Here is a 25,552-nt window from a genome sequence, read left to right as displayed (position 1 = left end):
GAAGGTGTAGTATCACCCATGAGCTCGGAGCTTATCCGCGACGTGATTTTGAGGGTATCACGCGAACTTGGTCTTGAAGTTGATGAGATAATCCTCTTCGGCTCCCGTGCCAGGGGGGATTTTAGAGCCGACAGCGACTGGGACGTTCTGGTTGTTCTGTCGGAGCAGGTAGGAAGGAAAATGGAACTCGAAGCCTACAAACGAATGCACAGGGAGCTTCTGTTGAAGGGGATCAAGGCGGATATTCTCTTCATCTCAAGGGACGAGCTGGAGAAGGTCAAAGACGACACGGGCTTCCTCTACTACTACGCCCTCAGGGAGGGTGTGAAAATTTGAGCTTCAGAGAGTGGCTCCAGAAGGCCGAGAAAGACCTCGTGCTGGCCAAGAACAGCCTTTCCCTCAAATTCTACGACTACGCGACTTTTCACGCCCAGCAGTGTGCAGAGAAAGCCCTAAAAGCGTTTTTAGTATCGAGGGGAATGCCTATCAAGCGAACCCATGACATTGGGGAGCTCATACTCCTGTGCGCTGAAGTGGATTCGGAATTCCTAAAGCTCTTCGATGATGATGTTGACGTTCTGACCGCCTACGCCGTTGAGGCGAGGTATCCAACCCTCCACAAGCCGGATAAAGAAGAGGTTGAGAACGCGATAAAGCTCGCCGAACTCGCCCTCTCCTTCGTGCGCTCCAAGCTCACTTCACCCTGAACCTCAGCAACGCCGCGAGGCCGCCAAGGGCCTTCAGCTTTTCTCCTCCTTCGTGCTCAGAGCTGACGATGACAACTTCACCCCTTGAATAGCGCACCGCGTCCATGAGTTCCTCGACCTTCTCCCTTAGGTCGCCCTTCAACAGCTCGTCGAGGACCAAAAGCGTCTCAACGGCCCCGTAGTTCACCGCTTCCTCCACTTCCCTGAGGCCGTAGGTGGCCAGCCCGTTGTTCCTCGCGATGTTCTCAAGGACCTTCTCGACGAGCTGGACTTCCTTGGCAACCCTGTTCTCGTGGTAAACTCTATCAACGGTTCCGCGCTTGATGACCTCGTAGATGCCCGTCCTTCCGGTTACGCTCGTATCTTCGATGACGACCTTCTTGGCCAGCTCGGGGTAGTTTTCGCGCAGGAACTTGTGGAAGTCCTCCTTGACGAAGCCCGGGCCAGCTACAATCGCCTTTTCAATCTTCTCCCTCTCCATGAGCTCGGCCATAGTCTTGGCCAAGTCGTGGAAAAAGCGCTTCTCCTCGCTTTCGCGGTCGGTGTTATAGCGCTTCCCGCCGAGGTTCCGCCTTATGCTAGCGACCATCTCGACGCCGTACTCGCGGACGAGCGCTATATCGGCTTCTCCCTCGTCTATCACCACAATCATGACCTTTGCCCGCTTTGACGCCTCTATCGCCTCCTTAAGGCGCTCTATGTGGTGCTCCTTCCAGCGGGGCTTCTGGATTGTTACGACCGTTCCTTCTTCAATCGTTATCGTGTGGTACTTGCCGAGGGGAACATCCTCTCTGCTCGCGTAAACTATCGGCCCGGTAACGCGGACCTGGTTCGCGAACTTGTGGAAGTTTATCTTCTCGGCTTTGACGCCAAGGTAGACCGGAATGACCTCGACCTTCTCGGCCCTCAGCGCGTCGGCCCTCTGGGCCTGCTTTCTAAGGGTTTTAGCGTAAACTATATCTCCCGGGTCTATGACGTGGTAGAGGTGCCAAAGGTCGTCCAGCGTTTCGGCCTTTACCTTCACTATGCCCTCCTTGGGCTTCTCCTCGAGTATCTGCATGAGCATCACCCTATGTTCTTGTAAACCTCTCCCCTCTTCCCGATTTTCACAACGTACACAGTCTTGGACTCATCATCAACGCTGTAGATTATGCGATAATCTCCAACCCTTATGCGGTAGAAAGGATAACCCCTAAGCTTTTTGTACTGTGTGAACCAGGGGTTCTGGCTGAGTTTAAGAAGGGCCTCTTTTATCCGCTTCCTGTCCTCGGGAGGCAGTTTTTTGATGTACTTCAGGGCGTTTCTCGAGAGAATGACCTCATAGCTCATGGAGAACCTCCTCTAGCTTCACTCCGTTTCTCCTTGCGCCTTTCAACTCCTCCATTAACTCCTTAATCTCGTCCTCATCGGCTTCGAAATAGCCTGCGAAGTTGTCAATCTTTGAGTTTAGGGCCCTAAGCTCTTCCTTGATCTCGCGAAGCTCCTGAAGGATGAGCTTTTCAACGCTCTCCATCATTACCACCGTTCAACTGCAATGCTCACAGGTGAATAAAAAGTTTGGGGGTCAGATAAGCTCCCTCTCCGTCCTCGTTAATCTCTTGGCCCCGTTCTCGGTTATGACTATCGTGTCCTCTATCCTGACTCCCCCGAACTTTGGAATGTATATGCCCGGCTCGACTGTGACGACCATACCGGGCTTGAGGACGGTCTCGTCGCTCTGGTTCACGCCGGGCCATTCGTGTATCTCAAGGCCAACACCGTGACCGGTTGAGTGAATGAAGTAGTCGCCGTAGCCGTACTCCCTGATGACGTCCCTGACGATCGTGTCGAGCTCCTTCGCCGTCATTCCCGGCCTCGCGCTCTCGACACCCTTCCTCTGGGCCTCGAGAACCGCCTGATAGATGTCCTTCTGCCTCTCGTTGGGACTGCCGACCACGATTGTCCTCGTCGTGTCGGAGTTGTAGTGGTTGTAGAGCGCGCCTTCATCGATGACGACGAGCTCTCCCCTCTCGATTCTCTTGTCGCTCGCGACGCCGTGGGGCAGAGCGGAGCGCGGGCCGCTCGCGATTATCGTGTCGAAGGCAGGCTTCTCAGCACCGTTCATCTTCATGACGTACTCCATCTTGGCGGCTATTTCCCTCTCGCGCCTGCCCTCGCTTACCTCCTCTATGGCAACGAGCATCGCTTGGTCAGCTATCTCGCACGCGGCCTGGATGACCTCGAGTTCTTCCTTAGTTTTGATCATTCTCAGCTCTTTGATGACGTCATCAACGGTCACGAACTCCTCAACGCCGAGCTTCTCGCGGTAGCTCTGGACGGTTGAGTAGGCGGTTCTCCCCTCGATTCCGAGCTTCCTCAGCTTGAAGGACTTGAGCCTGTCGAAGAGCTCCGGCCCGCGCTTGAAGGCCTCAACGGGGACGCGCGAGGTTTCCTTTGCCTCTTCATACTCGAGCTGGGGAACGAGGAAGAGCGCCTCGTCGGCCGTTACGAGCAGGTAGCCGCCGAGAACGGGGGCGGAACCTGTGAAATAGTAGAGGTTCGGCCTGTGTGTTATTATCACGCCGTCAAGTTCCTTCTCCGCTATGAACTCCCTCAGCCTTTCGATCCTCATCTGACTCACCTGATGTGTGTCAGGCAGGCTCAATAAAATCCTTTCGTCGGCAAAAGTTTTATACCGTTCCGCCTATTCTCACCGGCTGAAACCATGTACCGCAAAATCGACGAGTTCCTTGGACGGGAAGGCACTGCGAAGAAGGAACCCGAAACGAGGAAGAAAAAGAAACGCTTAAGGGAGACGAGACTGGATCTGTTTTTGCCAGAGGAACACGTTGATTACTTCAAGAGCCTCAGAATAGGCTCCAAGAAGATCAGGAACGCGAGGATCGAAGAGCTATAGCTCCTCCGCGATGATCGCCTTTCTCCCCAGCTGGAAGACGAAGGCCCTTCTTTCGCCCCTCAGTCCCGTCTCGACCTTCCGCCTGAAGCGCCAGTACTCGGAATCGGGCAGGCTAATCCTGAGGGTCGCCCTTCCGAAGCCTTCCCTCCTCAGGAAGTCGTTGATACGGACCGGATGGAAGGGCAGAACCGCGACGACGGAGTAAACCCTCTTGAAGTAGTCGCTTCTCAGTTCCTCCTCTCCTGTGGCCAGAACGCGTCTCTTTTCCCTGAGGAGCATCTTCATCTCGCCGTTTACCCTGTGGAAGAGCTCGTTTATCAGGTCGGCGTAGTCTATGCTCTGCGGGATCTCGTAGAGGTACTGCCCGGGCCTTTCGGTCCACTCAACTATGTCTTCGAGGTTGGGGTCGCTCTCAAGGCGCGCGCCCTTTGGAAGCGTTACCGCACTCCTCTCTGCCCTCGCGAGGGGCTCGAAGTAGAAGGTTAGACGGTTTATCGCCCCGAAGAGGTCGATGTACTCGAATTCCCCTTTCCAGGGAACCCTCTCCCTCCTCATCTGCGGGGGAAGGTCGAAGATGAAGGCGTTTACCTTTGACCTGTAAACCTCATAAACCCTGAGCGGGCTGGGCAAAAGACCCTCAAGCGTTCTCTCCGGTGCCTCCGGCGGTCTTGCTGGATCGGAGAAGACAACCTCTGCATCTATCCTCTCCACAACCTCCTTAGAGAGGGAATCCGCGTTTATGAACTCGATGTTGTTCACGCCGTACTTCTCCGCGTTCCTTCGCGCGAACTCTATCTTGACCGGGTCGATATCGATGCCGTAAGCCCTCTCAACTTCCATCGCGTAGAAGATCAGCTGTATCCCTATCCCGCACGAGACGTCCGCTATGCTCTTCACTCCAAGCTCCCTCAGTCTCTTCGCCCGGTATCTGGCAACGATCTCGTGGGTCGCGTAGCGAAGGCCCTCGAGGTCCATCCACAGATCCTGCCTGGAGAACTTGTCCTTCGCCCTCAGCCTGGCCTTGGCTACCTCGACCAGCTCCTTCCAGTGGGGCCCGAGCTTTGAGCGGAGCTTTCTCTCGTCCAGACCCTTTTTAACGAGCTCTACCGCGAGCTCGACCTGATCCTCGGTGACCTCATTAACCCAGCTCATCGGCATTAGTTGGGGGGAGCGTTTAAAAAGTTGAGGCATGGAGAAGCTTAAAAGGGGATGAACCCAATATCGGCGGGTGGTAGGATGGTAACGACGAGGCAGGTAAAATTAGTTCTGTTCATTCTGTTCGCGGTTGGCATGATCGGAGCCTCGCTGTGGTACGCTTTTGACACCGCCTCCCGGGCCGACCTCAACGATTACGTGGGCGACGAGGTCTGGTACGTTCCTGCGAGCAGAAACGTTCTCCACCGGCTCGGCTTCGAGGCGCACTACATCCACAACGGGTACGAGGGCGTGAACGTTATCTTCTCAAACGACGATGACAAGGCCAAGTACGAGCACGTTATAGACGAGGCCGTCATAATGTACGACGGCAACATGTCGGCAACCGTAAACTACCAGAAGTTTCCGGCGATATACGTCGAGATTCCGAGGGAAAGGCTGAGGGACTTCATGAACTACCTCAGGGACAACATCCCCGAGAACGCGTACTACACCGTAACGGGCTTCAGGTATCCCGACAAGGACAACATCCAGAACTATCTGAACCTCGAGCATCCCTTCCTCGGCAAGGACTTCATAATGCTCTCCATGCTCCTCCTCGGCGATAAGCCCTTCTACTGGCGCGTCCCCGGGCTGATACTCTACGGCCTCCTCCAGCTCCTCGTTCTCCTCACGGCTTACAGGATAACTAAGAGCTACCTCGCGTCCCTCATAGCCCTCTTCTTCGTTGCCGTTGATCCGACCCTTCAGGCAACCGCCGTCACCGCGATGCTGGACATATACGTCGGCGTCTTCGTCGCGCTCTTCACGTTTCTCCTGACCTACGGCTGGAGGAACTGGGCCGGCTTTGGAGTGGGTTTGGCGGGTGCAACGAAGCTGAGCGGTGCATTCGGCTATCCGGTTCTCTTCCTCCGCCTGCTGGCCGATGCCAAGGAGAAAGCCGGATGGAGAAAAGCCCTGAGGATGGTCGTTATAGTGGTCCTTCTCGGCCTTACGGTGGTCGCCTACTCCGAGTACCTCGCCGACTACTGGGACGCCAAGTACTTCCAGATACTGGCCCTCCTGACGATTCTGGCGGTTGCGGAGTTCGTGTACTCCAGCAGGGAGAGCTTGGAACTCCTCCTCGCCTTCCTGACGGCCGGTCTGTCCCTGCCGTTACTCGGCTTCCTCCTGCCGGAGATCCCGGCGATTAAGGTTGTGGGCTTCAACGACTGGCTGAGGAACTTCCTCGGGAGCTTCAAGTGGCATCTCAGCTACAAGGGTCCCAACCCCTGGACGGCACCGTTCTGGGAGTGGTTCTACAACGGCAACTCATTCCACTTCCACTTCAACCCCGACATAGTTGCGAACACCAATCCAACGCTCCTGCTCTTCATGGTGGTCGCTGTATTCGCAATACCCTACGTCTGGAAGAGGAGGAACCTCGTCATAGTGCCCTTCGGCATATTCTGGAGCACGGTCGGCCTATTCGCCCTCCAGTACGCCCTCGGCGGCAAGACCCAGTTCAGCTTCTACGCGACAGCGCTGGTTCCGGAGGCCGCGGTGGTCATGGGCGTGGTCGTCTACGAGATCGTCAGCTGGGACGCCTTCAGGGAGTCGCTGCTCGACTACCTCTACTGGATCGGCAGGGGGCTCAGGATAAAGAGGTTCGTGGAGTACGTCGAGGAGAGGAGAAAGAAGCAGGAAGAGGCCGAGAAAGTTGAGCAACCAGCGCTGATTCCAACGATACCCCTGCCCCCAACGGTCTACGTGGAGCAGAGGGGACTTCCAAAGAAGGTACCCCTCGCGAGGGGCAGGAGGGAGAGGAGACCGAGGCCGGGCGGCCTCCCGAAGAAGCACGAGATGAATCCTCAGCCAACGAACGAGTCGAGGGTTAGCTGAGATCCCCTTTCCTTATCCCTAGACTCCAGCTTTTTCCGTATCTTTTTCACGGTCTTCCACGTTTTTCTGACGATCGGCGGAAAGTCACCGTGCTCTCGGTAGTATTTTTCCAGGAACTCCCTCGTCCTTGGGTCGCTTGGGTAGCCAGAGCCGATCTCCCCGTACTCGCGTTTGAGCCTCTCAATTGCCCTGTCCCTTACGACCTTTGCGAGGATTGAAGCCGCCGAAACCGGGACGAACTTATCGTCCGCCCTGTGCTCCGCCACGATCTCGGCTTTGAAGCTGAGCAACCTGCCCACTGCCTCGCCGAAGCGCCCCTCCTTGACGTCGGCCGCGTCGATGTAAACAACGTCCGGCCTGACCTTCAGGGAGTTCAGGGCTTTTGCAAAGTTCTCCACCTCGAACTCGTTGAGGGTAACTTTCCTTGAGTCTATCTCCTCTGGCCATAATTCGATGATTACATAATCGTCTAACTGTGCAATTATCTCGTCAAAGAGCCGCTCCCTTCTCCGGGGGGTGAGCTTTTTCGAGTCCTTGACGCCCAGCTCTTCCAGGTTTCCAAGCTTATCCTCATCAACGACGACGGCCGCTATGACCATCGGCCCGATGACCGGTCCCCGTCCGGCCTCGTCTATTCCAGCCAACTTCCTCCCCATTCCCATCACTTCCTGATCAGCAGGGCTCCGTAGATCAGGCCGAGGATTATCGTGGCTATTCCGCTCGGGGGGATGGATGTGAAGTACGCTATGACGACTGAAGACAGCTGAACAGTTAGGGTAACCAGCAGGCTCGTCAGGACGACCCTCTTCAGGTTGTCGCTCACCATGAGCCCTATCGCACCCGGCAGAACCGCTACGACCTGGAGGGTAACGAGACCAACGCTCTGAACTATGAGGGAACCCACCAGACCGACGAGGACGTAGAGGAGAACGAGGTAAAACCTCGCCCTGCCGCCGTAGCTCTCGACGCCCTCCATGTCGAAGCTTATGTAGAGGAAGTCGCGGTAGAACAGGAGAAGCACGATGAGGATAACGAACCCGAGGACCGTCAAGGCCAGCAGGTTCTCCCTCGTTATCAGGAAGAGCTCGCCGGTGAGGTAGGAAACGACGTTCTCGGTGAGGGGGAAGTACGGCCTGCCCGCCATGACCTTGTAGAGCACGCCAAAGCCAAGAACAGTTAGGCCCGCCACGAAACTGGCGACGATCCCAACGGCGGAGTCGGAGGAGAACCCGAGGCGCTCAAGCTCGGCTATCGTCAGCACTATAACGATCGTTATCAGGGTCGCGACCGCCATGACGAGGGACAGGTTGTTGAAAACGAGGCCGAGGATCATTCCCAGAACCGCTCCGAAGAGGAGGGCGTGGAAGAGCGCGTGGGTGAGGAAGGCGAGGCCCTTCATGTTTATCAGGGGGCTCAGAAGGCCCAAGAGGACGCTTATCGTGATGCTCGCGAGTATGGCTCGGAGCATGAACTCGGGGATCACCTGACCTCACCCCTCGCAAGGTGGATGTGGAAGTCCCCGGTTATGCAGTAGAGCCTGTCCTCGACCTTTATCGCCCTCGCCATCGGCCCGTAGACGCTCTTGATTATCTCGTCCCTCAGAGCCTCGTCCGGCTTTCCAAAGGCGATCATCCGCCGGTTGATGAGCATGACCTTGTCGCCTATCTCGAGGAGGGGGTTTATGTCGTGGGTCGTTATGATCATTGCTATCCTCTTCTTTTTCTTTATCCTGTCAAGGACGGACGTTACCTCCGCCCTGGCCGAGGGATCGAGGGCGGAGAGCGGCTCGTCGAGGAGGAGTAACTTGGGGTTGCTCACCAGTGCCCTCGCCAGGAGAACCCTCTGCTTCTGACCACCGCTGAGGTTCCGGAAGAGCTTGTTGGCAACGTTCTCAAGACCCACGAAGCCGAGCACCTTGAGGGCCCTTTCCTCGACCTCAGGGGGAATCCTCCGATGGATCAAACCCCTCTTGTAGATCGCGCCCATCGCAACTACCTCTAGGGCCGTCAGGGGGACGCTCTCGTTCAGAGAATGGCTCTGGGGGACGTAAGATACGAGATCCCTGGCTTCTCCCGGCTTTTTCCCGAATATCAGGAGCTCACCCGTGTATTCCGTGTGAAAGCCGGCTATGGTTCTGAGAAGGGTCGTCTTGCCCGCCCCGTTCGGTCCGAGGAGGAGCAGCGTTTCCGAGATTCCAAGCTGGAAGGTCACGTCTCTGAGGGCCACCTGTTTCCCGTAGTATATCGTCAGGTTCCTCGCCTCAACCGAAGCCTCCATCTTCACCATCCATTCCACTAAAGATCCCCCACACCTTTTAAACCTGTGCCCGAACCAAAAGCGATATTAACACGGTGGTGCAAAAACACACCGATAGTTCCCCGAAATTGAACCAAAGTTAGTGACAAAACCTTAAAAGTGAGTGGCAAGAATGATGCAGGGGTGAAGGCAATGAGAAAGACGGCCGCTTTCCTTGTTGTGTTCTTGGTTCTGTTTAGTGTTGTGGCCGCCGGATGTATCGGCGGTGGAGGAGGGAGCACGAGCTCAAGCGAGAGCCCCACCAAATCCACGACTTCTTCGGCGTCACAGACGACCACCAGCAACGAGTACACCGTATCCCCCTCAGGAACCACGACTTCCAGCTCAACCCAGAGCGAAACCCAATCAACGACCACCTCTCAGGCCCAGACAACGACCTCAGCTGCACAGACAACCACAACCGCTTCCCACACAACGACCACTACCTCCAGGCCCACCAACGTTGAGCTCATAGTTCTCACCAGGCACGACACGACGATCCAGAGCTTAGCCAAGGAGTACTTCCTCAAGAGCGAGATCGCCAAGGAGTACCACATCACCAACATCCGCTTCATCAAGGCAACTGGATCCCAATGGATTGAGTTTATCAAGAACGGTAGAGGAGACGTCGGCTGGGGTGGAGGTCCGACCCTCTTCGACACCCTCTACACCGAGGGCTACCTCGCACCCATCACCGACGAGAAGATACTCTCACTCCTAGGCAAGAACATCTCCGAGACCATAGCCGGAATGCCGATGGTCAGGAAGGACAAGGACGGTAAGGTCTACTGGATAGCTGCTGCCCTCTCGTCCTTCGGATTCACCGAGAACAAGGCCGCCCTGAAGAAGTGGGGCCTTCCCGAGCCCAAGAAGTGGGAGGACATAGCGAGCGAGGCCTGGGCCAGGGATCCACCGCAGTACGGTATAGCCGATCCGACCAGGAGCACTTCGAACACCAGGATCTACCAGATCATCCTCCAGGCCTTCGGCTGGGATAAGGGATGGAGAATCCTAACCCTCATCGCTGCCAACTCCAGGATCTATGAGTCAAGCGATTCCGTTAGGGAGGCCGTTATAGCGGGCGACATAGCGGCTGGAAACACGATCGACTTCTACGGCTACACCGCGATGCAGAAAAATCCGGACTGTGTCTACATCATCCCCGAGGGGGAGAGCATCATAAACGGTGACCCGATAGCACTCCTCAAGTCGTCCAAGCACCCCGAGGCGGCGCAGGCCTTCATCTACTGGGTCCTCACCGAGGGTCAGAAGATCTGGCTAAACAAGGACGTCAACAGGCTCCCCGTCAACCCGTCGATCTTCAACACCCCAGAGGGCCAGAAGAGGCCCGACCTCAGGACCGCCTACTATCTCGCCCTCCACACCAGGGGAATACCGTTCAACGACACCGAGGCCCTTGAGACCATCTACGCCATGCAGCAGTACTTCAAGGCCACCCTCGTCGACACCAACGAGGAGCTCCACCAGGCCTGGATGGCCATCGTGAACGCCCACAAGTCCGGCAAGATAGACGACCAGACCTTTGAGAGGCTCAAGGACGAGCTGACCGCTCCGATTCAGTTCAAGGACCCCGAAACCGGGCAGACCGTGACCTTCACCGAGGAGTACGCCAAGAAGATCAACGAGAAGATCCTAAACGATCCAGACTTTAAGGACACAATACTTAAAGAATGGAGCAATGCTGCTAGGGCAAAATACGAGAAGGTCCTCAAGGAGGTGAATGGATGAGCTCTAAGTGGATCGAGAGGCTCTTCGGCGTCCCCAAGCCGGAGCCTCTCGTCATCTCTTCCTATCTTTTCCCGCTGCTCTACCTCGTGTTCTTCCTGATAATCCCAGTTCTGGCCATGCTGGCCATCGCGTTCACGTACAACGGGAGTATATCCCTCCACTGGTTTAAGGAGATATTCACGTGGAACTCGGACTATATGAGTTTGCCCTCCTCGTGGGATCTCGTTCAAACCGTGAAGATGCCCGGTACGGGTGAGACTCTGTACCTCATCGAGGGGCTCGATTTTGGAATAATCCTGAACTCGATAATCGTTGCCGCCTTCGTTACTCTATTGGCTTCAATAATGGGCACAATCTTCGCCTTCGTGATGGCCCGCTACGAGTTCCCGGGTAAGAACGTCTTCAGGATCCTCCTCTTCATTCCCCTGCTCGTTACCCCCTTCGTGAGCGCCTACGTCGTCCAGCAGCTCTTCAGCGAGTACGGACTGGTTAGCTCAATACTCCACGCCCTCTTCGGCTTCAGGGTCAGGATAGACGGTCTGGCGGGCATAACGCTCGCACAGGCGATAACGTACTACCCAATCGTTTACCTCAACGCCTACGCGAGCTTCATCAACATCGACCCGAGCCTGGAGGAGCAGGCCGAAAACCTCGGAAGCAAGGGCTTCCACCTCTTCAGAACTGTCACGTTCCCGCTCGCCCTCCCGGGAATAGCCGCTGGAGCCACGCTCGTTTTCATATTCAGTCTCGAGGACCTCGCCGCGCCAATCGTCTTCCACAGCAACAACCTCGCCAAGAAGATAATCTCCTACCAGGTGTTCAGCAAGTTCCTCTACGGAACCGGCGAGAGGAGCCCGCTCATAGCGGCCCTGGCCATAGTCATGCTAACCCTCGCGATCATAGCCTTCCTCGGAATCAGGAAGTACGTTGGACTGAGGCAGTACGCGATGCTCAGCAAGGGCGGAAGGTGGTCCCCGAGGGTAAGGAAGCCGAGGCTCGGCCAGGCTCTCATAATCTACCTCGTTCTCCTGCCCCTCCTCGTGTTCACGATAACGCCGCAGGCCGGTGTTGTAAAGCTCGCCTTCACGCAGGAGCAGAGGGTTGTCACCAACGTGACCGACATAAACGCCCAGATCATCGGGACCATCTATCCAGACTTCAACGTCCAGTTACCGGAAAACGGCGTCGTTGAGACCTCCAAGAACGGCTGGTTCTTCAAGGGTGAAGTCCACGGTCACTCCAATACCCTCGGTGTGATAAACGGCAGTCTAAGCGGCTTCATCGTTGGCAAGGTGACGATAAAGGATGGAAAGTTCACCGTTGAGGGCAAAGTCCTCTACGCCGACTTCCAAGGCACGGCCAGCAAGTACAACGGAACGATACACACCCAGATGCTCGGCCCGATAACGGGAAGCGGTACCGTAAGCGCGGGCATGCTCAACCTGAACTCCTCCACCTTCAAGGCGACGATGTTCAACATACCCGTCGGAAAGAAGGTCGAGATCACGGCCAAGTACGTGAAAGAGATGCTCACAACGCCCGACGTCAGGAGGTACATCGTGAACAGCCTCACCTATTCCGCGGCGGCGGTCGTGCTCATAGTCCTCCTGGCCATAACGTCCTCCTACGCGACGAGCAGGTTCAAGGGGGCGTTAACGCCGGTCCTCGAGAGCATAGTCATCCTGCCGATGGCAGTTCCGGGAATCGTCGTCGCCATGGGATACTTCTACTTCTTCCACCAGGTCTTCCCAGGGACACCGCTCGATCCAATAGATCCAAAGCACTTCAACCCGGCGTACGTGCTCATACTGGCATACTCGATAAGGCGTCTGCCCTTCGCGGCGAGGTCAGTCTACGCGGGCCTTCAGCAGGTGCACGTGTCCCTTGAAGAGGCCGCGATGAACCTCGGCGCCAGCAGGTGGAAGACGATAACCAGCATAATACTGCCCCTCATCTCGCTCAACGTGTTCGGTGGAGCAATGCTGAGCTTCGTCTACTCAATGAGCGAAACCAGCGTGGGCATTACCCTCGGTTCACTGAAGATGGCCAACGCGCCGATAACGGCTTACATGAAGGAGATCATGATGTCAGCCGTCGGAAGCGTGAACATAGCGGCAGCCTTGGGTGTGCTCCTCATCACGGTGCAGATAATCTCCATAGTGCTCGTGAACATAATAACCAAGCAGAAGTACTCCTTCATAGGCCTCTCGTGAGGTGATAATATGGTTGAGGTCAGACTTGAGAACGTCGTTAAGGAGTTTGGTGATACCGTCGCCCTCAAGGGCATAAACCTTCACATAAAGCACGGGGAGCTCTTCACGCTCCTCGGACCGAGCGGCTGCGGTAAATCAACGACGCTGAGGATCATAGCCGGCCTGGACTACCCGACGTCGGGTAAGGTGTGGTTCGACGATCAGGACGTGACGAACCTCAGCTCAAGTGAAAGGGGAGCCGTCCTCGTCTTCCAGAACTACGCCCTGTGGCCCCACATGAAGGTCTACGACAACGTCGCCTACGGCCTCAGGCTGAAGAAGCTCCCCAAGGAGGAGATAGACAGGAGGGTCAAGTGGGCCCTTGAGCTTGTGAAGCTCCAGGGCTTCGAGGACCGCTACCCAACCCAGCTGTCCGGCGGCCAGCAGCAGCGCGTTGCCATAGCGAGGGCCCTCGTGGTTGAGCCCAAGCTGCTCCTCCTCGACGAACCGCTGAGCAACCTCGATGCAAAGCTCCGCCTTGAGATGCGTTCGGAAATCAGGAGAATCCAGCGCGAGCTCGGGATTACCGTCATCTACGTTACCCACGACCAGGAGGAGGCGATGGCGATAAGCGACAGGATAGCGGTGATGAACGTCGGAACCGTCGAGCAGGTTGGAACGCCGAGGGAGATCTACGAGAAGCCGAGGACGGAGTTCGTTGCGAGCTTCATGGGTAAGACCAACGTCATCCCTGCCAAAGTCGTCGAGAGAAACGGCGACCGCGTTACCGTTGAATTCGGCAGCTTCCGCTTCGAGGGGCTCCACTACACCGGGGAGAAGGACGAGGTCGCGCTCGTCATAAGGCCGGAGAGGATACACCTCAAGCCAGTTGAGGACGCCGTCGAGATGGAGGGCAAGGTCGATCTCGTTGAGTACTACGGCTTCTTCGTCGAGGTCGTGGGGATCTTCGACGATACGAGGCTGATAGCGAGGACCATAAGCACCAGAGACGTCGAGAACCTCAGGCCGACGATGCCCGTGAAGTTCTACATAAAGAGGGAGGACATCCTCGTTCTTCCAAAACAGCTCTGACGGTGTTTCAATGCCCTCCCTTCTAAATTTTCTCATTGAGGGGCAGGTCTACGAGGTTCTCCTTGTGACGAGGGGCAACGTTGCACCCATTGGCATCGTCAGGAAGGGTCCAGGGCTTCACTTCCGACTTTTTGGGGGAAGGAGCGCCGAGGAGATAAGGGAGCACCCCCACGTTTCAATTCAGTTCACCAACGACGCCGGTTTGATCGTTCGGCTGGCGCTCAACGTTCCGCCGGCGGAGAAACTTGAGTTCGTTGAATCGGGCAAATACCGCTGGATAAAGGGTCTTCCTGGCCTCTATGGGGACGTTGAGTGGGAGATGAGGGAGCACTCCGATGAAATCGGAACCGCGATGGTTCTCGAAGGCGTTATCACTCCCCTAGGGGAGATAGAAGGTTCCCTCCCGCCCAGGCCGATGAGCCGGGCTGACTGCGCGCTGATCGAGATGGCGGTGGATTTCACAAGGCTCAGGGCTGCGAAGGGAAAAAAGGCCCGGGAACTCCACACAAGGATGCTCGCCAGCTACCGCCTCTACCGCCGCCTTGGCGGAAGGGACTGGATCGCAAAAAAGATGGTGGAGTGGGCCTCAGAGCTCGGCCTCTCCGAGGAACTCAAGGAGATCAAGTAGTCTCCTGTCCTCGACCTTTTCGAGGACCTTCTTGAGCTCTTCCTCCTCAACCTTGCCGTCCTTGAAGAGGGCCAGGTACTTAACGCCCTCAAAGAACGTTGCCAAATCTGGAAAGGCTCTGATGAACATGTCCGCGTTGTTGTATATCCTCTCGAAGTCGTCCTCGAGGAAGAGCTGCCAGAGGACGTCCACGAGGGCATCGAATGCAACGTCGTAGTACTCGGTTCCGCGCGCCCAGAGCATCGAATACAGGCACTCCTGCAGGGCGGCGTCGTAGTTGTCCTCTTCCTCGAACATCTCCTCAAAGCTCAGGTGAACCTCGGTGAGCAGCCTTCTGTCCCCGAGCTCCATGATGCGCGGGAGCAGTTCCGCGAGCATGGCCTTTGCCTCATAGGTTTCCCCCATCTCGAACTTCACGTAGGCCTTGTAGATCAGGACATGGAGGAGTTTTTCCTCGTCCCCAAGCTCACGGTAGTGCTTTTCAGCCTTTTCAAGCAGCTCGTAGGCCTTTTCGTAGTCCTGGAGCTCCTCCTCGATGAGGGCCATGTTGTGGTAGATCTCTGCCACGTGCTCGAGGTTGCCCTTGGTGATCTCTTCCTCGATGAGGGCCTGGTACATCGCGAGGCTCTTTTCAAGCTCGCCGATCAGGAAGTAGAGATCAGCCAAGTGGAACTTTGCCTCGAAGCTTCCCTCCTTCTCGGCCAGCTCCTCGAACTCGCTTATCTTGTCCACATCCAGGAACTCGTGGTAGTAGTAGACGACCAGCTTGTAGAGCTCGTAGTCCTTCTTCTCAAGGGCGAGCTTTTCGGCCTTTTCCAGGATCTCCTCAAGCTGTTCATCGCTCAGCTCGTCGATCTTGTAGTAGAGCAGGCTTGCAACTTTTTTCGTGTCCTTTTCTTCCAAAGCCTTCAGAAGTTCTTCCATTCGCTTCACCGCCTTAACTACGTCGCGGGGGTTTTAATCCTTTCCTTATGCAAAGGCTTATAAACGATATGTCCAACGATATGTCGAACACAGACATATACGGGTGATCATATGGAAGCCGAGGACTGGAGGGTTTACCACGAAAGAATGAAGGAAAAGGCCCCGCTGGTGATACACTACCCCCTGTGCGGTGGAGGAGATGAATGCATATCGGTCTGCCCCTTCGGCGAGAAAATATGGGAGGTCGTGCCCATGAAGGTCGGTCTCTTCGGGGTTGGGTACAGGGTCAGGCTGAGGCCCTTCATGACCCATCCGGAGAACTGCAGGAGATGCTACATCTGCGTTGAGGCCTGCCCCACAGGGGCACTCAGGCCGGTGGAGAGACCCGTCAGGCATCCCGTGCTCGTTTTCCTGTACAACGCCCTCAAACTCCCCTTCAAGAAGAGGTACGGGCTTAGGTTCGTGTTCCGGAGGGAGCACGTTGAGAGGTTCAAGCGCAACAACTGGCCGGAGAGGCACTCTTTTTAAACCCCCCACCCTAAGGCTGAACATGCTCCAGGTGATTTTTCTCGGCACGGGCGGGATAATGCCGACGCGCGAGAGGAACGTTCCAGCTATAGCGCTCCGCTATAATGGAGAGGTTATACTCTTCGACGTCGGCGAGGGCACGATAAGGCAGATGAACACCGCAAAGCTCAGCCCGATGAAGGTCGAGAAGATTTTTATCACCCACTTCCATGGCGACCACTACCTCGGGCTCGGCGGGTTGATTCAGACGATGAACCTCTGGAACCGGGAAAAGCCCCTCCACATCTACGGGCCAAAGTACACCTTCGAGTTCGTGCAGAACTTCATTAACAGCGGTTTCTTCAGGCCGGTCTTCGATATACACGTCCACGAGCTCGGCGAAACGAGGCTTAAGTTCAAAGGTTATGAAATCTGGAGCTTCAAGGTCGAGCACGGGATTCCGGCTTTAGGGTATGTCTTCAGGGAGAAAGATAAGAGGGGAAAGTTCCTGCCCGAGAAGCTTAAGCAGTACGGCCTCGAGCCCGGGCCGATGCTCGGAAAGCTTGAGAGGGAAGGCCAAATCGAGTGGAATGGTCAGATAATCCGCCTTGAAGACGTTACCGGACCGAGAAGGCGGGGAGTTAAGATAGTCTACACCGGCGACACCGAGCCGGTAGAGAGAGTTAAACTCTTCTCCGAGAGGGCCGATCTGCTGATTCACGACGCCACTTACCTTACCGATGAGGACCGGGGAGAGAGCTACCACTCCACAGTTGAGGAGGCCTGCGAGACCGCGAAGAAGGCAAAGGTAAAGCTCTTAGCCCTCTTCCACAGGGCCTTCCGCTACACCTACGACGAATATCTGAGCGAGGCATCGCGGATATGCCGGGAATCTGGCGTGAACTTCGTCGTTCCGAGGGACTTCGACGTTTTAACATACAAATCCGGCGAATGGAAGCTCGAAAACCTTCTGGGGGCAGGAAGATGAGCTACCTCCGCTACGTCAAGCTAATAGGCACGATGCACGTCTCGCCGAGGAGCAGGGAGGAGGTCTGGAGGGAGATAGAAAAAATCAGGCCGAACGCCATAGCGGTTGAGCTCGATCCTCTCAGGTTCCAGGGCCTTTTAAGCGGTAAGAAGGCGGATTTCAAGGAGAGCCTGACCCTGGGAAGGGCGGGGATCGTTAGTTACCTGCTGACGAAGTTCGAGGAACGGCTCGGCGAGGAGTTCGGAATGGCTCCGGGAGGGGAGATGCTAGCTGCCATAGAGAGCGCGAGGCTTTTGGGGGTTCCCATAGTCCTCATAGACGAGGACATCAGGGTGATAATGGGCAAGATCCTCCAGGCTCCCTTCAGGGAGAAGCTTCTCTTGGCCCTTGAGGGGTCGCTCTTCTTCATCCCTGGGCTCGGGGAGGAGGCCATAGCGGACTCGGACGTGATGGCCTCTTATGAGGACATGATGAGGGAGTTCCGGCTCAGGTATCCGTACCTCTACCGCGTTCTGGTTGAGGAGAGGAACGAGATAATGGCGATGAACCTCAGAAGGGCCGTTGATGACATGCTCCTGCGGGGCGTTAAGAAGCCCAAGATCGTTGCGGTAGTGGGTATGGGCCACAAGAAGGGCATCGAGAGAATTCTCAACTCGTGGAAACCGAAAAGAGGGCTTATTTATCCACCCGGAACTGGGCAACCTTTATAACCGGGAAACGGGTAGAATCTGAGGGAGAGGCCATGACAGACACCCTCGAAAGACTTAGGAAGATGCTCAACGTCGAGATACTGGAGGTCGAGTACGACGGGGACACGATAGTGGTCTACGTTCCGGAGGATCAGGTCAGAATAGCAGTCGGCACAGGAGGGGCGGCGGTCAAGGCGGCGGAGCTGGTGCTCGGGCGCAAGATAGAGGTGAGAGCTAGATGAATCCCCACGAGCTGGAGGATCTCCTCCTGTCTTTTCTGATCCTCTTGCTACTCTTTTCGAACTTCGAGATAAAGCTCATGCCCTTTGTAGCTCCCGCCATTCTAACGGCCTTCGTGTTTCACGAGCTGGCCCATCGCTGGGCTGCCGAGAGGTACGGTTACAGGGCGTTCTACAAGAGGTGGGACACCGGCATAGTGATAGCGCTCCTTCTCGGCCTTCTGACCAGAGCCCTCACGGGAAACGCGTGGATCTTCGCGGCCCTCGGCGCGGTGCAGATATACGCCCCATACATGCTCGCCGACAGGGAAGCCTTTGGGAAGATAGCCCTCGCCGGCCCGCTCACCAACATAGCGGTTGGCGTTATCGCGCTCATCGGCTCACAGCTCGTTTCCGGGACGGTCGGGCAGGTTCTCACGCTAACGGCCAGCATAAACCTCTGGCTGGCGTTCTTCAACCTCTGGCCCATCCCCCCGTTGGACGGATACAAGGTTCTCCGCTGGAGCGCCGGCTACTGGGCCATAAGCATAGGCATCGCCTACTCCCTCAACATGCTCGTGTAACACTCAGGGTGATACAGAAGGGAAAAGTTAAATATTGGTTCTCCTACTCTCACCGGTGATCGCGGTGGAGTACAAGAGGCCGTTTGGCGTTAAGATCGATCTTGAAACGGGCGTCATCCCCGGTGCCAAGAAGCTCGTGAGAAAGCTGAGCGACATGAAGGGCTACTTCGTGGACGAGAAAGCTTACGAGGAGCTCCTCAGGGAGGATCCAGTTGTCTACGAGGTCTACGCGGTTGAGCAGGAGGAGCGCGAGGGGGACCTCAACTTCGCGACCACCGTCCTATATCCCGGCAAGGTCGGAAAGGAGTTCTTCTTCACCAAGGGCCACTACCACGCCAAAGCAGACAGGGCTGAGATATACTACGCCCTCAAAGGCAGGGGAGGAATGCTCCTCCAGACGCCCGAGGGTGAGGCAGAGTGGATACCGATGGAGCCGGGAACGGTCGTCTACGTTCCCCCCTACTGGGCCCACAGAACCGTGAACACGGGCGACGAGCCCTTCATATTCCTCGCAATCTATCCAGCGGATGCGGGCCACGACTACGGGAGCATAAAGGAGAAGGGCTTCTCAAAGATAGTGATCGACGAGGGGGGAGAGGTAAAGCTCGTCGATAACCCGCGCTGGAAGGTTTGACCTTTCTTTTCTTATGAAAAGGTTTTTATGAACTGCCTCTCAACATTTGAACGGTGATCGTAATGATTCGTCCGTCCGAGAGGGCAATGGGTGTTGAGTACGCGATTAGAGACGTTGTCCTTCCCGCGAGGGAGCTTGAGAAGAAGGGTATAAAGGTCATCAGGCTCAACATCGGCGACCCCGGAAAGTACGATTTTCAGCCGCCCGTTCACATGCAGGAAGCTTACTGTCGCGCCATAAAGGAAGGTCACAACTACTACGGACCGAGTGAAGGTTTGCCGGAGATGAGGGAAGCCGTTGTCAAGAGGGAGAAGTGGAAGAACGGGGTAGACATAACGTCCGAGGATGTTCGCGTCACCACCGCTGTAACCGAGGCACTCCAGCTCATATTCGGCTCGCTCCTCAACCCCGGCGACAACATACTCGTTCCAAGCCCGAGCTATCCTCCCTACGTGGGCCTCGTCAAGTTCTATGGGGCAGAGCCGCGCGAATATCTGACGGTTGAAGAGAACGGCTGGCAGCCGGACATCGACGACATCAGAAAGCTGATAGACGAGAGGACGAAGGCCATAGCGGTCATCAACCCCAACAACCCGACAGGGGCGCTCTACGAGAAGAAGACCGTCAAGGCGATACTCGATTTAGCTGGAGAGTACGACCTGCCGGTTATAAGCGACGAGATTTACGACTTGATGACCTACGAGGGCAGGCACGTCTCCCCCGGCTCGCTCACGAAGGACGTCCCGGTTATAGTGATGAACGGCCTCTCCAAGGTCTACTTCGCCACAGGCTGGCGTCTGGGCTACTTCTACTACGTTGATCCGGAGGGCAAGCTCGAAGAGGTGAGGGAAGCGATAGACAAGCTCATGCGTATAAGGATATGCCCCAGCACTCCGGCCCAGTTCGCGGCGATAGCGGGTTTAACCGGTCCGATGGACTACCTTGAGGAGTACATGAAAAAGCTCCGCGAGAGGAGGGACTACATCTACAAGCGCCTGACCGAGATTCCGGGCGTCAGCACGGTCAAACCGCAGGGGGCTTTTTACATCTTCCCGCGGATTGAGGAGAGGAAGTGGAAGAACGACAAGGAGTTCGTGCTCGATGTCCTCCACGAGGCACACGTCCTCTTCGTCCACGGCTCGGGCTTCGGAAAGGCCGGCGACTGGCACTTCAGGATCGTCTTCCTTCCGCCGGTTGAGATACTCGAGGAGGCCATGGACAGCTTTGAGGAGTTCATGAGGAAGAGGCTGGGCTGAGCCCTTTTCTTTCTACATGGCCTCAGGAGTGGTGGCCCTCCGCACAGCTCGGTGCCGGGCCAACCGCTCATCATCGGCCGTTTTTATGATCCCAGAAAAGCTTTTATTGTTGCCGGTCGATATTGTTCCGGAGGGTTGGGAATGGAACCCCACGAGTTCAAGCTCACCGAGGAGGGCATAAAGGCCGTTCTTCCCCCCCTCGAGGCCGAGATAATGGAGTACATGTGGAAGGTTAAGGTGGCAACCGCGGGTGAGGTCTACGAGCACATGAAAAAGAGCCATCCAGAGATGAGGCGCTCCACCGTGAGCATACTGATGAACCGCCTCTGCGAGAAGGGCCTCCTCTCGAGGAGCGTGGACTACGGACGGGGAGGCATGAGGTACGTCTACTCAATAACGACGACCAGGGAGGAATTCGAGGAGAAAGTCGTCCAGCGCATCCTCGACGCGCTCATGAGCAACTTCAGAGAAGCCACCTACGCCTACCTCTCCAGGATCAGGAAGGAGTGAGGGGTAGGAAATGATGCTCGTTCCCCTCGCGGTGATGCTCCTCCTAACCTACGCCGTATCGGGCTACATCGGCCTGGCCCTAGCGGGTCTCCTCTTCACCGGCCTCGTGGTTCTCGGCAGGCTCTCCCTCAGGGGGAAGTGCCAGAACTGCCACCCCATAATCCACGCCGCCTCGGAGGAGCTCATAGAGAGGCTCCACTCCATCCTCGAACGGGCGAACCTCCGGGACGTCGAGATATACGCCCTCGAGGAATACATCCCCAACGCCTATTCCTACGGCAGGAGAGTAGTCCTCTCGCTCGGTCTCTTTGAGATACTGGACGACGAGGAGATAGCTGCCGTCGTCGCCCACGAGCTCGGCCACATCAAAAACAGGGACACCTTCCTCTTCCCGCTCGTCGCCTACGTGAGGATATTCGCGTTCCTGATGCCGTTCCTCCTGCTCGCCCTGACCCAGAGCTTCTGGATAACGATAGGCGGCTTTGCCCTGTACCTGTGGTTCGAGCTGGAGAGATCGAAGTTCCTGAGGAGCAGGGAGTTCAAGGCCGACGACGTCGCCCTCAGGCTTCTTGAGAAGCCCCTCTCACTGAAAGCCGCCCTGGAGGAGCTGAAGTACTACGAGGACCTCAGGGCGAGGGTTAAGAGCCACACCCTTCCTGGGATAGAGCCCACCATAGACAGGCCCTCCCAAGAGAAGCGCAACTACTGGAGGCCGAGCTTCCTGATATTCCCAACCCACCCGACCTACGAGGAAAGAATATTCAGGATAGTGGCCTACTCCAGCATCTCCTCCTGAGGGGGTGTCGCTTTGGGAGTCGAGATCTTTCTTGACAGGGAGAAAGCCGAGAGGATAAAAAAGATCAGACCAACGAAGGACGAGTACTTCATGCTCATAGCGAAGCTCGTCTCGCTCAGGGCAACCTGCCCGAGGCTTAGAGTTGGCGCGGTGGCCGTGAAGGACGGCTACATCCTCGCCACCGGCTACAACGGCGCGCCGAGGGGAATGGACCACTGCATTGACGTTGGCTGCCTAATCGTTGACGGTCACTGCCACAGGGCTGTCCATGCCGAGCAGAACGTCATAGCGATGGCAGCAAGGAAGGGAATAAGCCTCGAAGGGGCCACGCTTTACGTCACGCACTTCCCCTGCGACACCTGCTTCAAGCTCGTCATCAACGCTGGAATCAAGGAGATAGTCTACGAGGAGATGTACCCCAATGAGGCCACCGAGATACTGCTGAAGGAGGCGCAGGAAAAGGGAATAGTGAAGATAAAGCAGTTCAAACTGCCCAAGGACAGGGTGAGGCTTTTCCTCGAGGAGCTGTTCGGGGACGACTTTTAGCGCTCTTCAAGCCTTTTGAGGCGCTCGTTTATCTCCTCAAGTTCTATGGCAACCTTTCTCGTGAGCTCCGTTATCTCGCGCTTGGTCCGGTCTATTTCGACGTAGAGCTGGAACATGAGCAGGAATATCAGGCCTATCGAGACCACGAAGAGCGCATCCAGGCCCCTCTTCAAGCCCAGAACGTCCTTGATCTCCTGGGACAGTCTGACCGGGAAGACCGCTATAACGGCAAAGATGCCGAATATCACGAGCCACGAAACGAAGCCGTACCAGTCTATTCTTCCCCGCCTGTAGTCGTTGACCATCCTCACGAGGAGGTAAGCTATCGCCGCGAGGGCTATTATCTGAGCCACGTACATACCCATCACCTCAGCTTGTCAAACAGCAGGTTCAGCGCGATCTTTACACCCTCAAGCACGTTGGTTCCCTTCCTCATGGAGTACTCGGTGTAGACTGCCTTAATCGGAACCTCAACGATCCTGCAGCCGTGCTTCGCGGCCTCTATTATTATCTCGCTCGACACGGCGTAGCGATCGCACGTTATGCGGATCTTCGATGCACAGCCCCTGTTGAAGCATCTCAGCCCGCTCTGACTGTCGCTCACGTACTTCCTGGCGAAGAGGGCCGTTATTGCGTCGAGGACGAAGTTCCCAAACTTCTTGACGAAGGGCATCTCGCTCGTGTCACCCTTCAGCCTTGAGCCGACTGCGAAGTCAGCCTTCCCCTCGGCGACCGGCTTCATGACCCTGAGGGCATCGCTCAGCAGGTGCTGGCCGTCCGCATCGAAGGTCAAAATCAGCTCGGCATTCTTCCTGACCGCGAACGCTATCCCCGTACCGAGCGCTCCCCCGAGGCCCCTGTTGACGAGATGGTTCAGGACGTGGACCCCGTACGACTCGGCAATTTCTCTAGTCCTGTCCCGCGATCCGTCGTTCACGACTACTATCTCATCCCTTCTGAAGTACCTGAGCAGATCGTTGAGAACAGCCGGAAGGGTCTTTTCCTCGTTGTAGGCCGGAACGACTACGTAAGTCGAGAACAGCCTCTCAAACAGGTTTCTCAGCTCGTTCAGGTTGGAGACCTCGAAATCCGCCTCCGCATCCACGGAGAAGCTCATCCTCCCGGAGTCGTGGCCGGTCACCAAGATACTCAGCACTCCCGCCTTCCTTGCGGCTAAAACGTCGTAGCCGTGATCGCCGACGGCTATGGCTTTTTCAGGCGGAACGCCAAGCTCGGAGAGAGCTTTAAGAATCTGCCCCGGGTTTGGTTTCAGCTCCTCCGGTTTAACGTCCTCCCTCGCAACGATGGAATCGAAGTAATCGACTATGCCGTTCTTCTCCAGGGCCAGCTCGGCCGCCTTTCTGGAGCTCCTCGTCACGAGGGCCAGCTTAACTCCCTTTCCCCTGAGGTACTCCAGAACTTCAAGAGCGCCTTTGAAGAGAAAGCTCTCCCACATGCGTTCCGTTTCGAGCTCCACCTGAACCGAGTGAAGCCTCTCAAAGTCGATTCCCGTTTTCTCCGAGACCTTCAGCAGGGTCTCGTACATGGGTGTGAGCTCACCTAAGAGGTTCTCCTCTACGCCCATCTCAAGCAGGCGCTCTCTCAGGCGCTCCTTTATCTCCGAAAACGGCGTCGGTGCCCCCACGAGTGTGCCGTCGAGGTCAAATATAACCGCCCTTACGTCCATTGGAACTTCCCCTCTTGCCCGTGCTCACCCAGCAGTCCTTGAGCGAATCGTAGATCGTGCCCCACTCTATGTACTCGAGGAGCGAACCGAGGGAACCCTTCAGCCTTCCGGCGAACCTCTTCATCTCGTCCATGTCCTCGAACTCCGCTATGATGAGTGCCTGCGTTCTCCCGGTGGTCCTGTAAACGGCCTGAACGTTGTCCAGAGCCGCGAACTTGGAGAGTATCCTGTCGACCTCAGGATCCTCAGCCTTGAGCTTGAGGAGCATAAACACCTTCACGTACCTCTCAAGAAAAGAGGGATCGATAACGGCCGAAAATCCCCTGATTGCCCCGAGTTTCTTCAGCTTATCAATGCGGTTCTTGACGCTGGCTGGGGAGAGGCCTAGCCTTCTCCCCAGCTCCGTGAGCGTTATCCTGCCTTCCTTCCTGAGAGTTTCGAGGATCTCCCTGTCCTTCTCGTCGAAGCGGACCATTCCTTCCACCGGTCGTTAGCGGGTGATCTTTACCTGCCTCATGAGCTCAAGCGGCTCCGGATTCCTCTCGAAGTACTCGCGAACCGGCTTGAGGAGCTCGATGAGGTACTCGGCGACGGCGTTCTTGAGGTCGAGCGGGTGGAGCTTTCCTTCCGCGAAGTCCCTCTTAAGCTCCTCGAAGGTGGTGTAGGTGACGTCGCCGCCGAACTTGGCCGGGCGGTGTATGGTGAACTCGGTCGGCTCCTCGCGGAAGATTATGTACTCGGCCCAGTCGAGGACGGGGTTGTACCTAACTTCCCTCGCCGGGCAGAATGCCTTCCTGAGCTTTTGCTTAATCTCCTCCGGCGTGTCGTGAATGAAAACTGCCGAGTAGGGCTTGCTCTTACTCATCTTCATCTGGGTCTTAAGCTCTTTGAACTGCTCCTCGCTCTCTATCGGCCAGATCGGCGGCTCCTGCAGGCCGAGGAGGAGGTGGTGGTGCAGAGCGACCGGCTTGAGCTTCTCGCCCTTCCACTCGAGCGGGTGGTACTTCAGCTTCTGGGCCACTTCGATGGCTATGACGTGGGCCTTCCTCTGATCCATTCCGGCGTGGGCTATGGTAACGCCCTGGTAGAAGATGTCGGCAACCTGCATCGCTGGGTAGATGAGCTTGGCGAAGTCTATGGCCTCACCCATCTGGCGTCCCATTATCGTTATCGAGCGCATCATTCTCGCTAAGGTTACGTTCTTGGAGATGTCTATCACCGTCTGCCAGTAATCACCTTTCTCCAGTATCTCACTCGCGAGGACGAACTCGACCTTGTCGGGGTCTCCCCCCATGACCTTGATGCTCTGCTTCATGCCCTCCTTGAAGTAGCCGAGGGCGACCTTCTGTATGGTCTCTAAATCGCCACCGAGCTTGTCGTTTATCCAGCTGTGCCAGTCGGCTAAGAAAATCCTCGTCTTTATCCCGGCCTTCTGGAGGTCGGCTATCTTCGCCCCAGCCATGAGTCCGGTTCCGAGGTGAATGTAACCGCTGATTTCAAATCCGATGTAGTGCTGCATCGGAATTCCAACCTCGAAGAGGTGCCTGAGGTTCTCTTCCGTCAAAAGCTCCTCAGTTGGTTTCCTTTTTATCAGTTCTATCTTCCTTTCCACGTCCAT

31 protein-coding genes are annotated in these 25,552 nt (G+C 56.3%); 18 read left to right on the top strand and 13 right to left on the bottom strand.

Annotated elements, in window-relative coordinates:
• Positions 1 to 18: 18 nt before the first annotated feature.
• Together TAM4_RS02055 and TAM4_RS02050 are read left to right on the top strand one after the other, a co-directional pair.
• Positions 19 to 336, top strand: coding sequence for a nucleotidyltransferase domain-containing protein (locus TAM4_RS02055; protein ID WP_014121578.1), 318 nt, complete (start codon positions 19 to 21; stop codon positions 334 to 336).
• A complete protein-coding gene (locus tag TAM4_RS02050; protein ID WP_014121577.1) occupies positions 333 to 707 on the top strand; it encodes a HEPN domain-containing protein in 375 nt (124 codons plus the stop codon). The genes TAM4_RS02055 and TAM4_RS02050 overlap by 4 nt, the downstream gene beginning before the upstream one ends.
• On the opposite strand, the gene TAM4_RS02045 is transcribed toward TAM4_RS02050, so the two are convergent.
• The 4 genes from TAM4_RS02045 to pepQ are packed head-to-tail and all read right to left on the bottom strand — an operon-like array spanning position 694 to position 3,318.
• Positions 694 to 1,767, bottom strand: coding sequence for an mRNA surveillance protein pelota (locus tag TAM4_RS02045; protein ID WP_014121576.1), 1,074 nt, complete (start codon positions 1,765 to 1,767; stop codon positions 694 to 696). The two genes, TAM4_RS02050 and TAM4_RS02045, sit on opposite strands and share 14 nt — an antisense overlap.
• Positions 1,768 to 1,772: 5 nt before the next feature.
• Positions 1,773 to 2,036, bottom strand: coding sequence for a type II toxin-antitoxin system RelE/ParE family toxin (locus tag TAM4_RS02040; RefSeq protein WP_014121575.1), 264 nt, complete (start codon positions 2,034 to 2,036; stop codon positions 1,773 to 1,775).
• Positions 2,026 to 2,220: a hypothetical protein gene (locus TAM4_RS02035; RefSeq protein ID WP_014121574.1), complete on the bottom strand. Its 195-nt coding sequence runs from the start codon at positions 2,218 to 2,220 to the stop codon at positions 2,026 to 2,028. The genes TAM4_RS02040 and TAM4_RS02035 overlap by 11 nt, the downstream gene beginning before the upstream one ends.
• Before the next feature lie 51 nt (positions 2,221 to 2,271).
• Positions 2,272 to 3,318 (bottom strand): Xaa-Pro dipeptidase PepQ, encoded by a 1,047-nt coding sequence (gene pepQ / locus TAM4_RS02030; RefSeq protein ID WP_014121573.1) that lies wholly within the window; start codon positions 3,316 to 3,318, stop codon positions 2,272 to 2,274.
• A 93-nt stretch (positions 3,319 to 3,411) separates the two neighbouring features.
• On the opposite strand from pepQ, the gene TAM4_RS02025 reads away from it, so the two are divergent.
• Entirely contained in the window at positions 3,412 to 3,603 is a 192-nt protein-coding gene (locus TAM4_RS02025; RefSeq protein WP_014121572.1) for a PCNA-inhibitor, read from the top strand.
• Here the strand turns inward: TAM4_RS02025 and TAM4_RS02020 are convergent.
• Positions 3,598 to 4,755: a methyltransferase domain-containing protein gene (locus tag TAM4_RS02020; protein WP_148258581.1), complete on the bottom strand. Its 1,158-nt coding sequence runs from the start codon at positions 4,753 to 4,755 to the stop codon at positions 3,598 to 3,600. The genes TAM4_RS02025 and TAM4_RS02020 overlap by 6 nt on opposite strands.
• A gap of 84 nt (positions 4,756 to 4,839) precedes the next feature.
• Between TAM4_RS02020 and TAM4_RS02015 the strand changes: the two genes are divergently transcribed.
• Positions 4,840 to 6,639 carry a membrane protein gene (locus tag TAM4_RS02015; RefSeq protein ID WP_014121570.1) on the top strand — a complete coding sequence of 600 codons (1,800 nt, stop codon included), beginning with the start codon at positions 4,840 to 4,842 and terminating at the stop codon, positions 6,637 to 6,639.
• Here the strand turns inward: TAM4_RS02015 and rnhB are convergent.
• Genes rnhB through TAM4_RS02000 form a run of 3 tightly spaced genes read right to left on the bottom strand, consistent with a single transcriptional unit; the run spans position 6,609 to position 8,916 of the window.
• Positions 6,609 to 7,295, bottom strand: a complete 687-nt coding sequence (gene rnhB, locus TAM4_RS02010; RefSeq protein ID WP_048149691.1) for a ribonuclease HII — start codon at positions 7,293 to 7,295, stop codon at positions 6,609 to 6,611. The genes TAM4_RS02015 and rnhB overlap by 31 nt on opposite strands.
• Positions 7,296 to 7,300: 5 nt before the next feature.
• Entirely contained in the window at positions 7,301 to 8,122 is an 822-nt protein-coding gene (locus TAM4_RS02005) for a metal ABC transporter permease (protein ID WP_014121568.1), read from the bottom strand.
• The gene (locus TAM4_RS02000; protein WP_048150831.1) at positions 8,119 to 8,916 is read right to left on the bottom strand and encodes a metal ABC transporter ATP-binding protein; all 798 of its coding nucleotides are present in this window, start codon (positions 8,914 to 8,916) and stop codon (positions 8,119 to 8,121) included. The genes TAM4_RS02005 and TAM4_RS02000 overlap by 4 nt, the downstream gene beginning before the upstream one ends.
• Before the next feature lie 171 nt (positions 8,917 to 9,087).
• Between TAM4_RS02000 and TAM4_RS01995 the strand changes: the two genes are divergently transcribed.
• The 4 genes from TAM4_RS01995 to TAM4_RS01980 are packed head-to-tail and all read left to right on the top strand — an operon-like array spanning position 9,088 to position 14,595.
• A complete protein-coding gene (locus TAM4_RS01995; protein ID WP_014121566.1) occupies positions 9,088 to 10,683 on the top strand; it encodes an ABC transporter substrate-binding protein in 1,596 nt (531 codons plus the stop codon).
• A complete protein-coding gene (locus TAM4_RS01990; protein ID WP_014121565.1) occupies positions 10,680 to 12,896 on the top strand; it encodes an iron ABC transporter permease in 2,217 nt (738 codons plus the stop codon). Before TAM4_RS01995 ends, TAM4_RS01990 begins: the two co-directional genes overlap by 4 nt.
• Before the next feature lie 9 nt (positions 12,897 to 12,905).
• Positions 12,906 to 13,967, top strand: coding sequence for an ABC transporter ATP-binding protein (locus TAM4_RS01985; protein ID WP_014121564.1), 1,062 nt, complete (start codon positions 12,906 to 12,908; stop codon positions 13,965 to 13,967).
• A gap of 10 nt (positions 13,968 to 13,977) precedes the next feature.
• On the top strand, positions 13,978 to 14,595 hold the full coding sequence (locus TAM4_RS01980) for a DUF447 domain-containing protein (protein ID WP_014121563.1): 618 nt from the start codon (positions 13,978 to 13,980) through the stop codon (positions 14,593 to 14,595).
• Here TAM4_RS01980 and TAM4_RS01975 read toward each other — a convergent pair.
• Complete coding sequence (locus TAM4_RS01975; RefSeq protein WP_014121562.1) at positions 14,554 to 15,519, bottom strand: tetratricopeptide repeat protein; 966 nt, start codon at positions 15,517 to 15,519, stop codon at positions 14,554 to 14,556. The genes TAM4_RS01980 and TAM4_RS01975 overlap by 42 nt on opposite strands.
• Positions 15,520 to 15,630: 111 nt before the next feature.
• Between TAM4_RS01975 and TAM4_RS01970 the strand changes: the two genes are divergently transcribed.
• From TAM4_RS01970 to TAM4_RS01925, 10 genes are all read left to right on the top strand, one after another.
• Entirely contained in the window at positions 15,631 to 16,047 is a 417-nt protein-coding gene (locus TAM4_RS01970; protein ID WP_014121561.1) for a ferredoxin family protein, read from the top strand.
• 22 nt (positions 16,048 to 16,069) lie between these two features.
• Positions 16,070 to 17,014: a ribonuclease Z gene (locus tag TAM4_RS01965; RefSeq protein ID WP_014121560.1), complete on the top strand. Its 945-nt coding sequence runs from the start codon at positions 16,070 to 16,072 to the stop codon at positions 17,012 to 17,014.
• Entirely contained in the window at positions 17,011 to 17,724 is a 714-nt protein-coding gene (locus TAM4_RS01960; protein WP_014121559.1) for a TraB/GumN family protein, read from the top strand. Before TAM4_RS01965 ends, TAM4_RS01960 begins: the two co-directional genes overlap by 4 nt.
• Before the next feature lie 32 nt (positions 17,725 to 17,756).
• Positions 17,757 to 17,945 (top strand): transcription elongation factor NusA, encoded by a 189-nt coding sequence (locus tag TAM4_RS01955; protein ID WP_014121558.1) that lies wholly within the window; start codon positions 17,757 to 17,759, stop codon positions 17,943 to 17,945.
• Complete coding sequence (locus TAM4_RS01950; protein WP_014121557.1) at positions 17,942 to 18,505, top strand: site-2 protease family protein; 564 nt, start codon at positions 17,942 to 17,944, stop codon at positions 18,503 to 18,505. Before TAM4_RS01955 ends, TAM4_RS01950 begins: the two co-directional genes overlap by 4 nt.
• Before the next feature lie 64 nt (positions 18,506 to 18,569).
• Positions 18,570 to 19,139: a glucose-6-phosphate isomerase gene (gene pgiA / locus TAM4_RS01945; protein WP_014121556.1), complete on the top strand. Its 570-nt coding sequence runs from the start codon at positions 18,570 to 18,572 to the stop codon at positions 19,137 to 19,139.
• A gap of 62 nt (positions 19,140 to 19,201) precedes the next feature.
• Complete coding sequence (locus TAM4_RS01940) at positions 19,202 to 20,395, top strand: pyridoxal phosphate-dependent aminotransferase (RefSeq protein ID WP_014121555.1); 1,194 nt, start codon at positions 19,202 to 19,204, stop codon at positions 20,393 to 20,395.
• Between the two features lie 141 nt (positions 20,396 to 20,536).
• Positions 20,537 to 20,905: a BlaI/MecI/CopY family transcriptional regulator gene (locus TAM4_RS01935; RefSeq protein WP_014121554.1), complete on the top strand. Its 369-nt coding sequence runs from the start codon at positions 20,537 to 20,539 to the stop codon at positions 20,903 to 20,905.
• 10 nt (positions 20,906 to 20,915) lie between these two features.
• Positions 20,916 to 21,701 (top strand): M48 family metallopeptidase, encoded by a 786-nt coding sequence (locus TAM4_RS01930; protein ID WP_014121553.1) that lies wholly within the window; start codon positions 20,916 to 20,918, stop codon positions 21,699 to 21,701.
• A 12-nt stretch (positions 21,702 to 21,713) separates the two neighbouring features.
• Complete coding sequence (locus TAM4_RS01925; protein ID WP_014121552.1) at positions 21,714 to 22,247, top strand: cytidine/deoxycytidylate deaminase family protein; 534 nt, start codon at positions 21,714 to 21,716, stop codon at positions 22,245 to 22,247.
• On the opposite strand, the gene TAM4_RS01920 is transcribed toward TAM4_RS01925, so the two are convergent.
• The 4 genes from TAM4_RS01920 to TAM4_RS01905 are packed head-to-tail and all read right to left on the bottom strand — an operon-like array spanning position 22,244 to position 25,552.
• Complete coding sequence (locus tag TAM4_RS01920) at positions 22,244 to 22,612, bottom strand: DUF2304 domain-containing protein (protein ID WP_237702113.1); 369 nt, start codon at positions 22,610 to 22,612, stop codon at positions 22,244 to 22,246. The genes TAM4_RS01925 and TAM4_RS01920 overlap by 4 nt on opposite strands.
• Entirely contained in the window at positions 22,612 to 23,934 is a 1,323-nt protein-coding gene (locus tag TAM4_RS01915; RefSeq protein WP_014121550.1) for an HAD-IA family hydrolase, read from the bottom strand. Before TAM4_RS01915 ends, TAM4_RS01920 begins: the two co-directional genes overlap by 1 nt.
• Positions 23,909 to 24,409: an Lrp/AsnC family transcriptional regulator gene (locus tag TAM4_RS01910; RefSeq protein WP_014121549.1), complete on the bottom strand. Its 501-nt coding sequence runs from the start codon at positions 24,407 to 24,409 to the stop codon at positions 23,909 to 23,911. Before TAM4_RS01910 ends, TAM4_RS01915 begins: the two co-directional genes overlap by 26 nt.
• Positions 24,410 to 24,424: 15 nt before the next feature.
• Positions 24,425 to 25,552 (bottom strand): tyrosine--tRNA ligase, encoded by a 1,128-nt coding sequence (locus tag TAM4_RS01905; protein WP_014121548.1) that lies wholly within the window; start codon positions 25,550 to 25,552, stop codon positions 24,425 to 24,427.

The sequence above is a fragment of the Thermococcus sp. AM4 genome (assembly GCF_000151205.2).
Taxonomy (GTDB): Archaea; Methanobacteriota_B; Thermococci; order Thermococcales; family Thermococcaceae; genus Thermococcus.
The sequence above is the reverse complement of the archived record's forward strand: the minus strand, read 5'-3'. Positions and strand labels throughout refer to the sequence as shown.

Coding starts and splice junctions, on each gene's coding strand:
- TAM4_RS01935 (WP_014121554.1), top strand. CDS start 20,537: ATGGAACCCCACGAGTTCAAGCTCACCGAGGAGGGCATAAAGGCCGTT.
- TAM4_RS02020 (WP_148258581.1), bottom strand. CDS start 4,755: ATGAGCTGGGTTAATGAGGTCACCGAGGATCAGGTCGAGCTCGCGGTA.
- TAM4_RS01910 (WP_014121549.1), bottom strand. CDS start 24,409: ATGGTCCGCTTCGACGAGAAGGACAGGGAGATCCTCGAAACTCTCAGG.
- TAM4_RS01970 (WP_014121561.1), top strand. CDS start 15,631: ATGGAAGCCGAGGACTGGAGGGTTTACCACGAAAGAATGAAGGAAAAG.
- TAM4_RS01965 (WP_014121560.1), top strand. CDS start 16,070: ATGCTCCAGGTGATTTTTCTCGGCACGGGCGGGATAATGCCGACGCGC.
- TAM4_RS01975 (WP_014121562.1), bottom strand. CDS start 15,519: ATGGAAGAACTTCTGAAGGCTTTGGAAGAAAAGGACACGAAAAAAGTT.
- TAM4_RS01960 (WP_014121559.1), top strand. CDS start 17,011: ATGAGCTACCTCCGCTACGTCAAGCTAATAGGCACGATGCACGTCTCG.
- TAM4_RS01955 (WP_014121558.1), top strand. CDS start 17,757: ATGACAGACACCCTCGAAAGACTTAGGAAGATGCTCAACGTCGAGATA.
- TAM4_RS01950 (WP_014121557.1), top strand. CDS start 17,942: ATGAATCCCCACGAGCTGGAGGATCTCCTCCTGTCTTTTCTGATCCTC.
- TAM4_RS02000 (WP_048150831.1), bottom strand. CDS start 8,916: ATGGAGGCTTCGGTTGAGGCGAGGAACCTGACGATATACTACGGGAAA.
- TAM4_RS01930 (WP_014121553.1), top strand. CDS start 20,916: ATGATGCTCGTTCCCCTCGCGGTGATGCTCCTCCTAACCTACGCCGTA.
- TAM4_RS01985 (WP_014121564.1), top strand. CDS start 12,906: ATGGTTGAGGTCAGACTTGAGAACGTCGTTAAGGAGTTTGGTGATACC.
- TAM4_RS02045 (WP_014121576.1), bottom strand. CDS start 1,767: ATGCAGATACTCGAGGAGAAGCCCAAGGAGGGCATAGTGAAGGTAAAG.
- TAM4_RS02025 (WP_014121572.1), top strand. CDS start 3,412: ATGTACCGCAAAATCGACGAGTTCCTTGGACGGGAAGGCACTGCGAAG.
- TAM4_RS02040 (WP_014121575.1), bottom strand. CDS start 2,036: ATGAGCTATGAGGTCATTCTCTCGAGAAACGCCCTGAAGTACATCAAA.
- TAM4_RS02055 (WP_014121578.1), top strand. CDS start 19: ATGAGCTCGGAGCTTATCCGCGACGTGATTTTGAGGGTATCACGCGAA.
- rnhB (WP_048149691.1), bottom strand. CDS start 7,295: ATGGGGAGGAAGTTGGCTGGAATAGACGAGGCCGGACGGGGACCGGTC.
- pepQ (WP_014121573.1), bottom strand. CDS start 3,318: ATGAGGATCGAAAGGCTGAGGGAGTTCATAGCGGAGAAGGAACTTGAC.
- TAM4_RS01920 (WP_237702113.1), bottom strand. CDS start 22,612: ATGGGTATGTACGTGGCTCAGATAATAGCCCTCGCGGCGATAGCTTAC.
- TAM4_RS01940 (WP_014121555.1), top strand. CDS start 19,202: ATGATTCGTCCGTCCGAGAGGGCAATGGGTGTTGAGTACGCGATTAGA.
- TAM4_RS01980 (WP_014121563.1), top strand. CDS start 13,978: ATGCCCTCCCTTCTAAATTTTCTCATTGAGGGGCAGGTCTACGAGGTT.
- TAM4_RS01905 (WP_014121548.1), bottom strand. CDS start 25,552: ATGGACGTGGAAAGGAAGATAGAACTGATAAAAAGGAAACCAACTGAG.
- TAM4_RS01915 (WP_014121550.1), bottom strand. CDS start 23,934: ATGGACGTAAGGGCGGTTATATTTGACCTCGACGGCACACTCGTGGGG.
- TAM4_RS02015 (WP_014121570.1), top strand. CDS start 4,840: ATGGTAACGACGAGGCAGGTAAAATTAGTTCTGTTCATTCTGTTCGCG.
- TAM4_RS02035 (WP_014121574.1), bottom strand. CDS start 2,220: ATGGAGAGCGTTGAAAAGCTCATCCTTCAGGAGCTTCGCGAGATCAAG.
- TAM4_RS01990 (WP_014121565.1), top strand. CDS start 10,680: ATGAGCTCTAAGTGGATCGAGAGGCTCTTCGGCGTCCCCAAGCCGGAG.
- TAM4_RS01995 (WP_014121566.1), top strand. CDS start 9,088: ATGAGAAAGACGGCCGCTTTCCTTGTTGTGTTCTTGGTTCTGTTTAGT.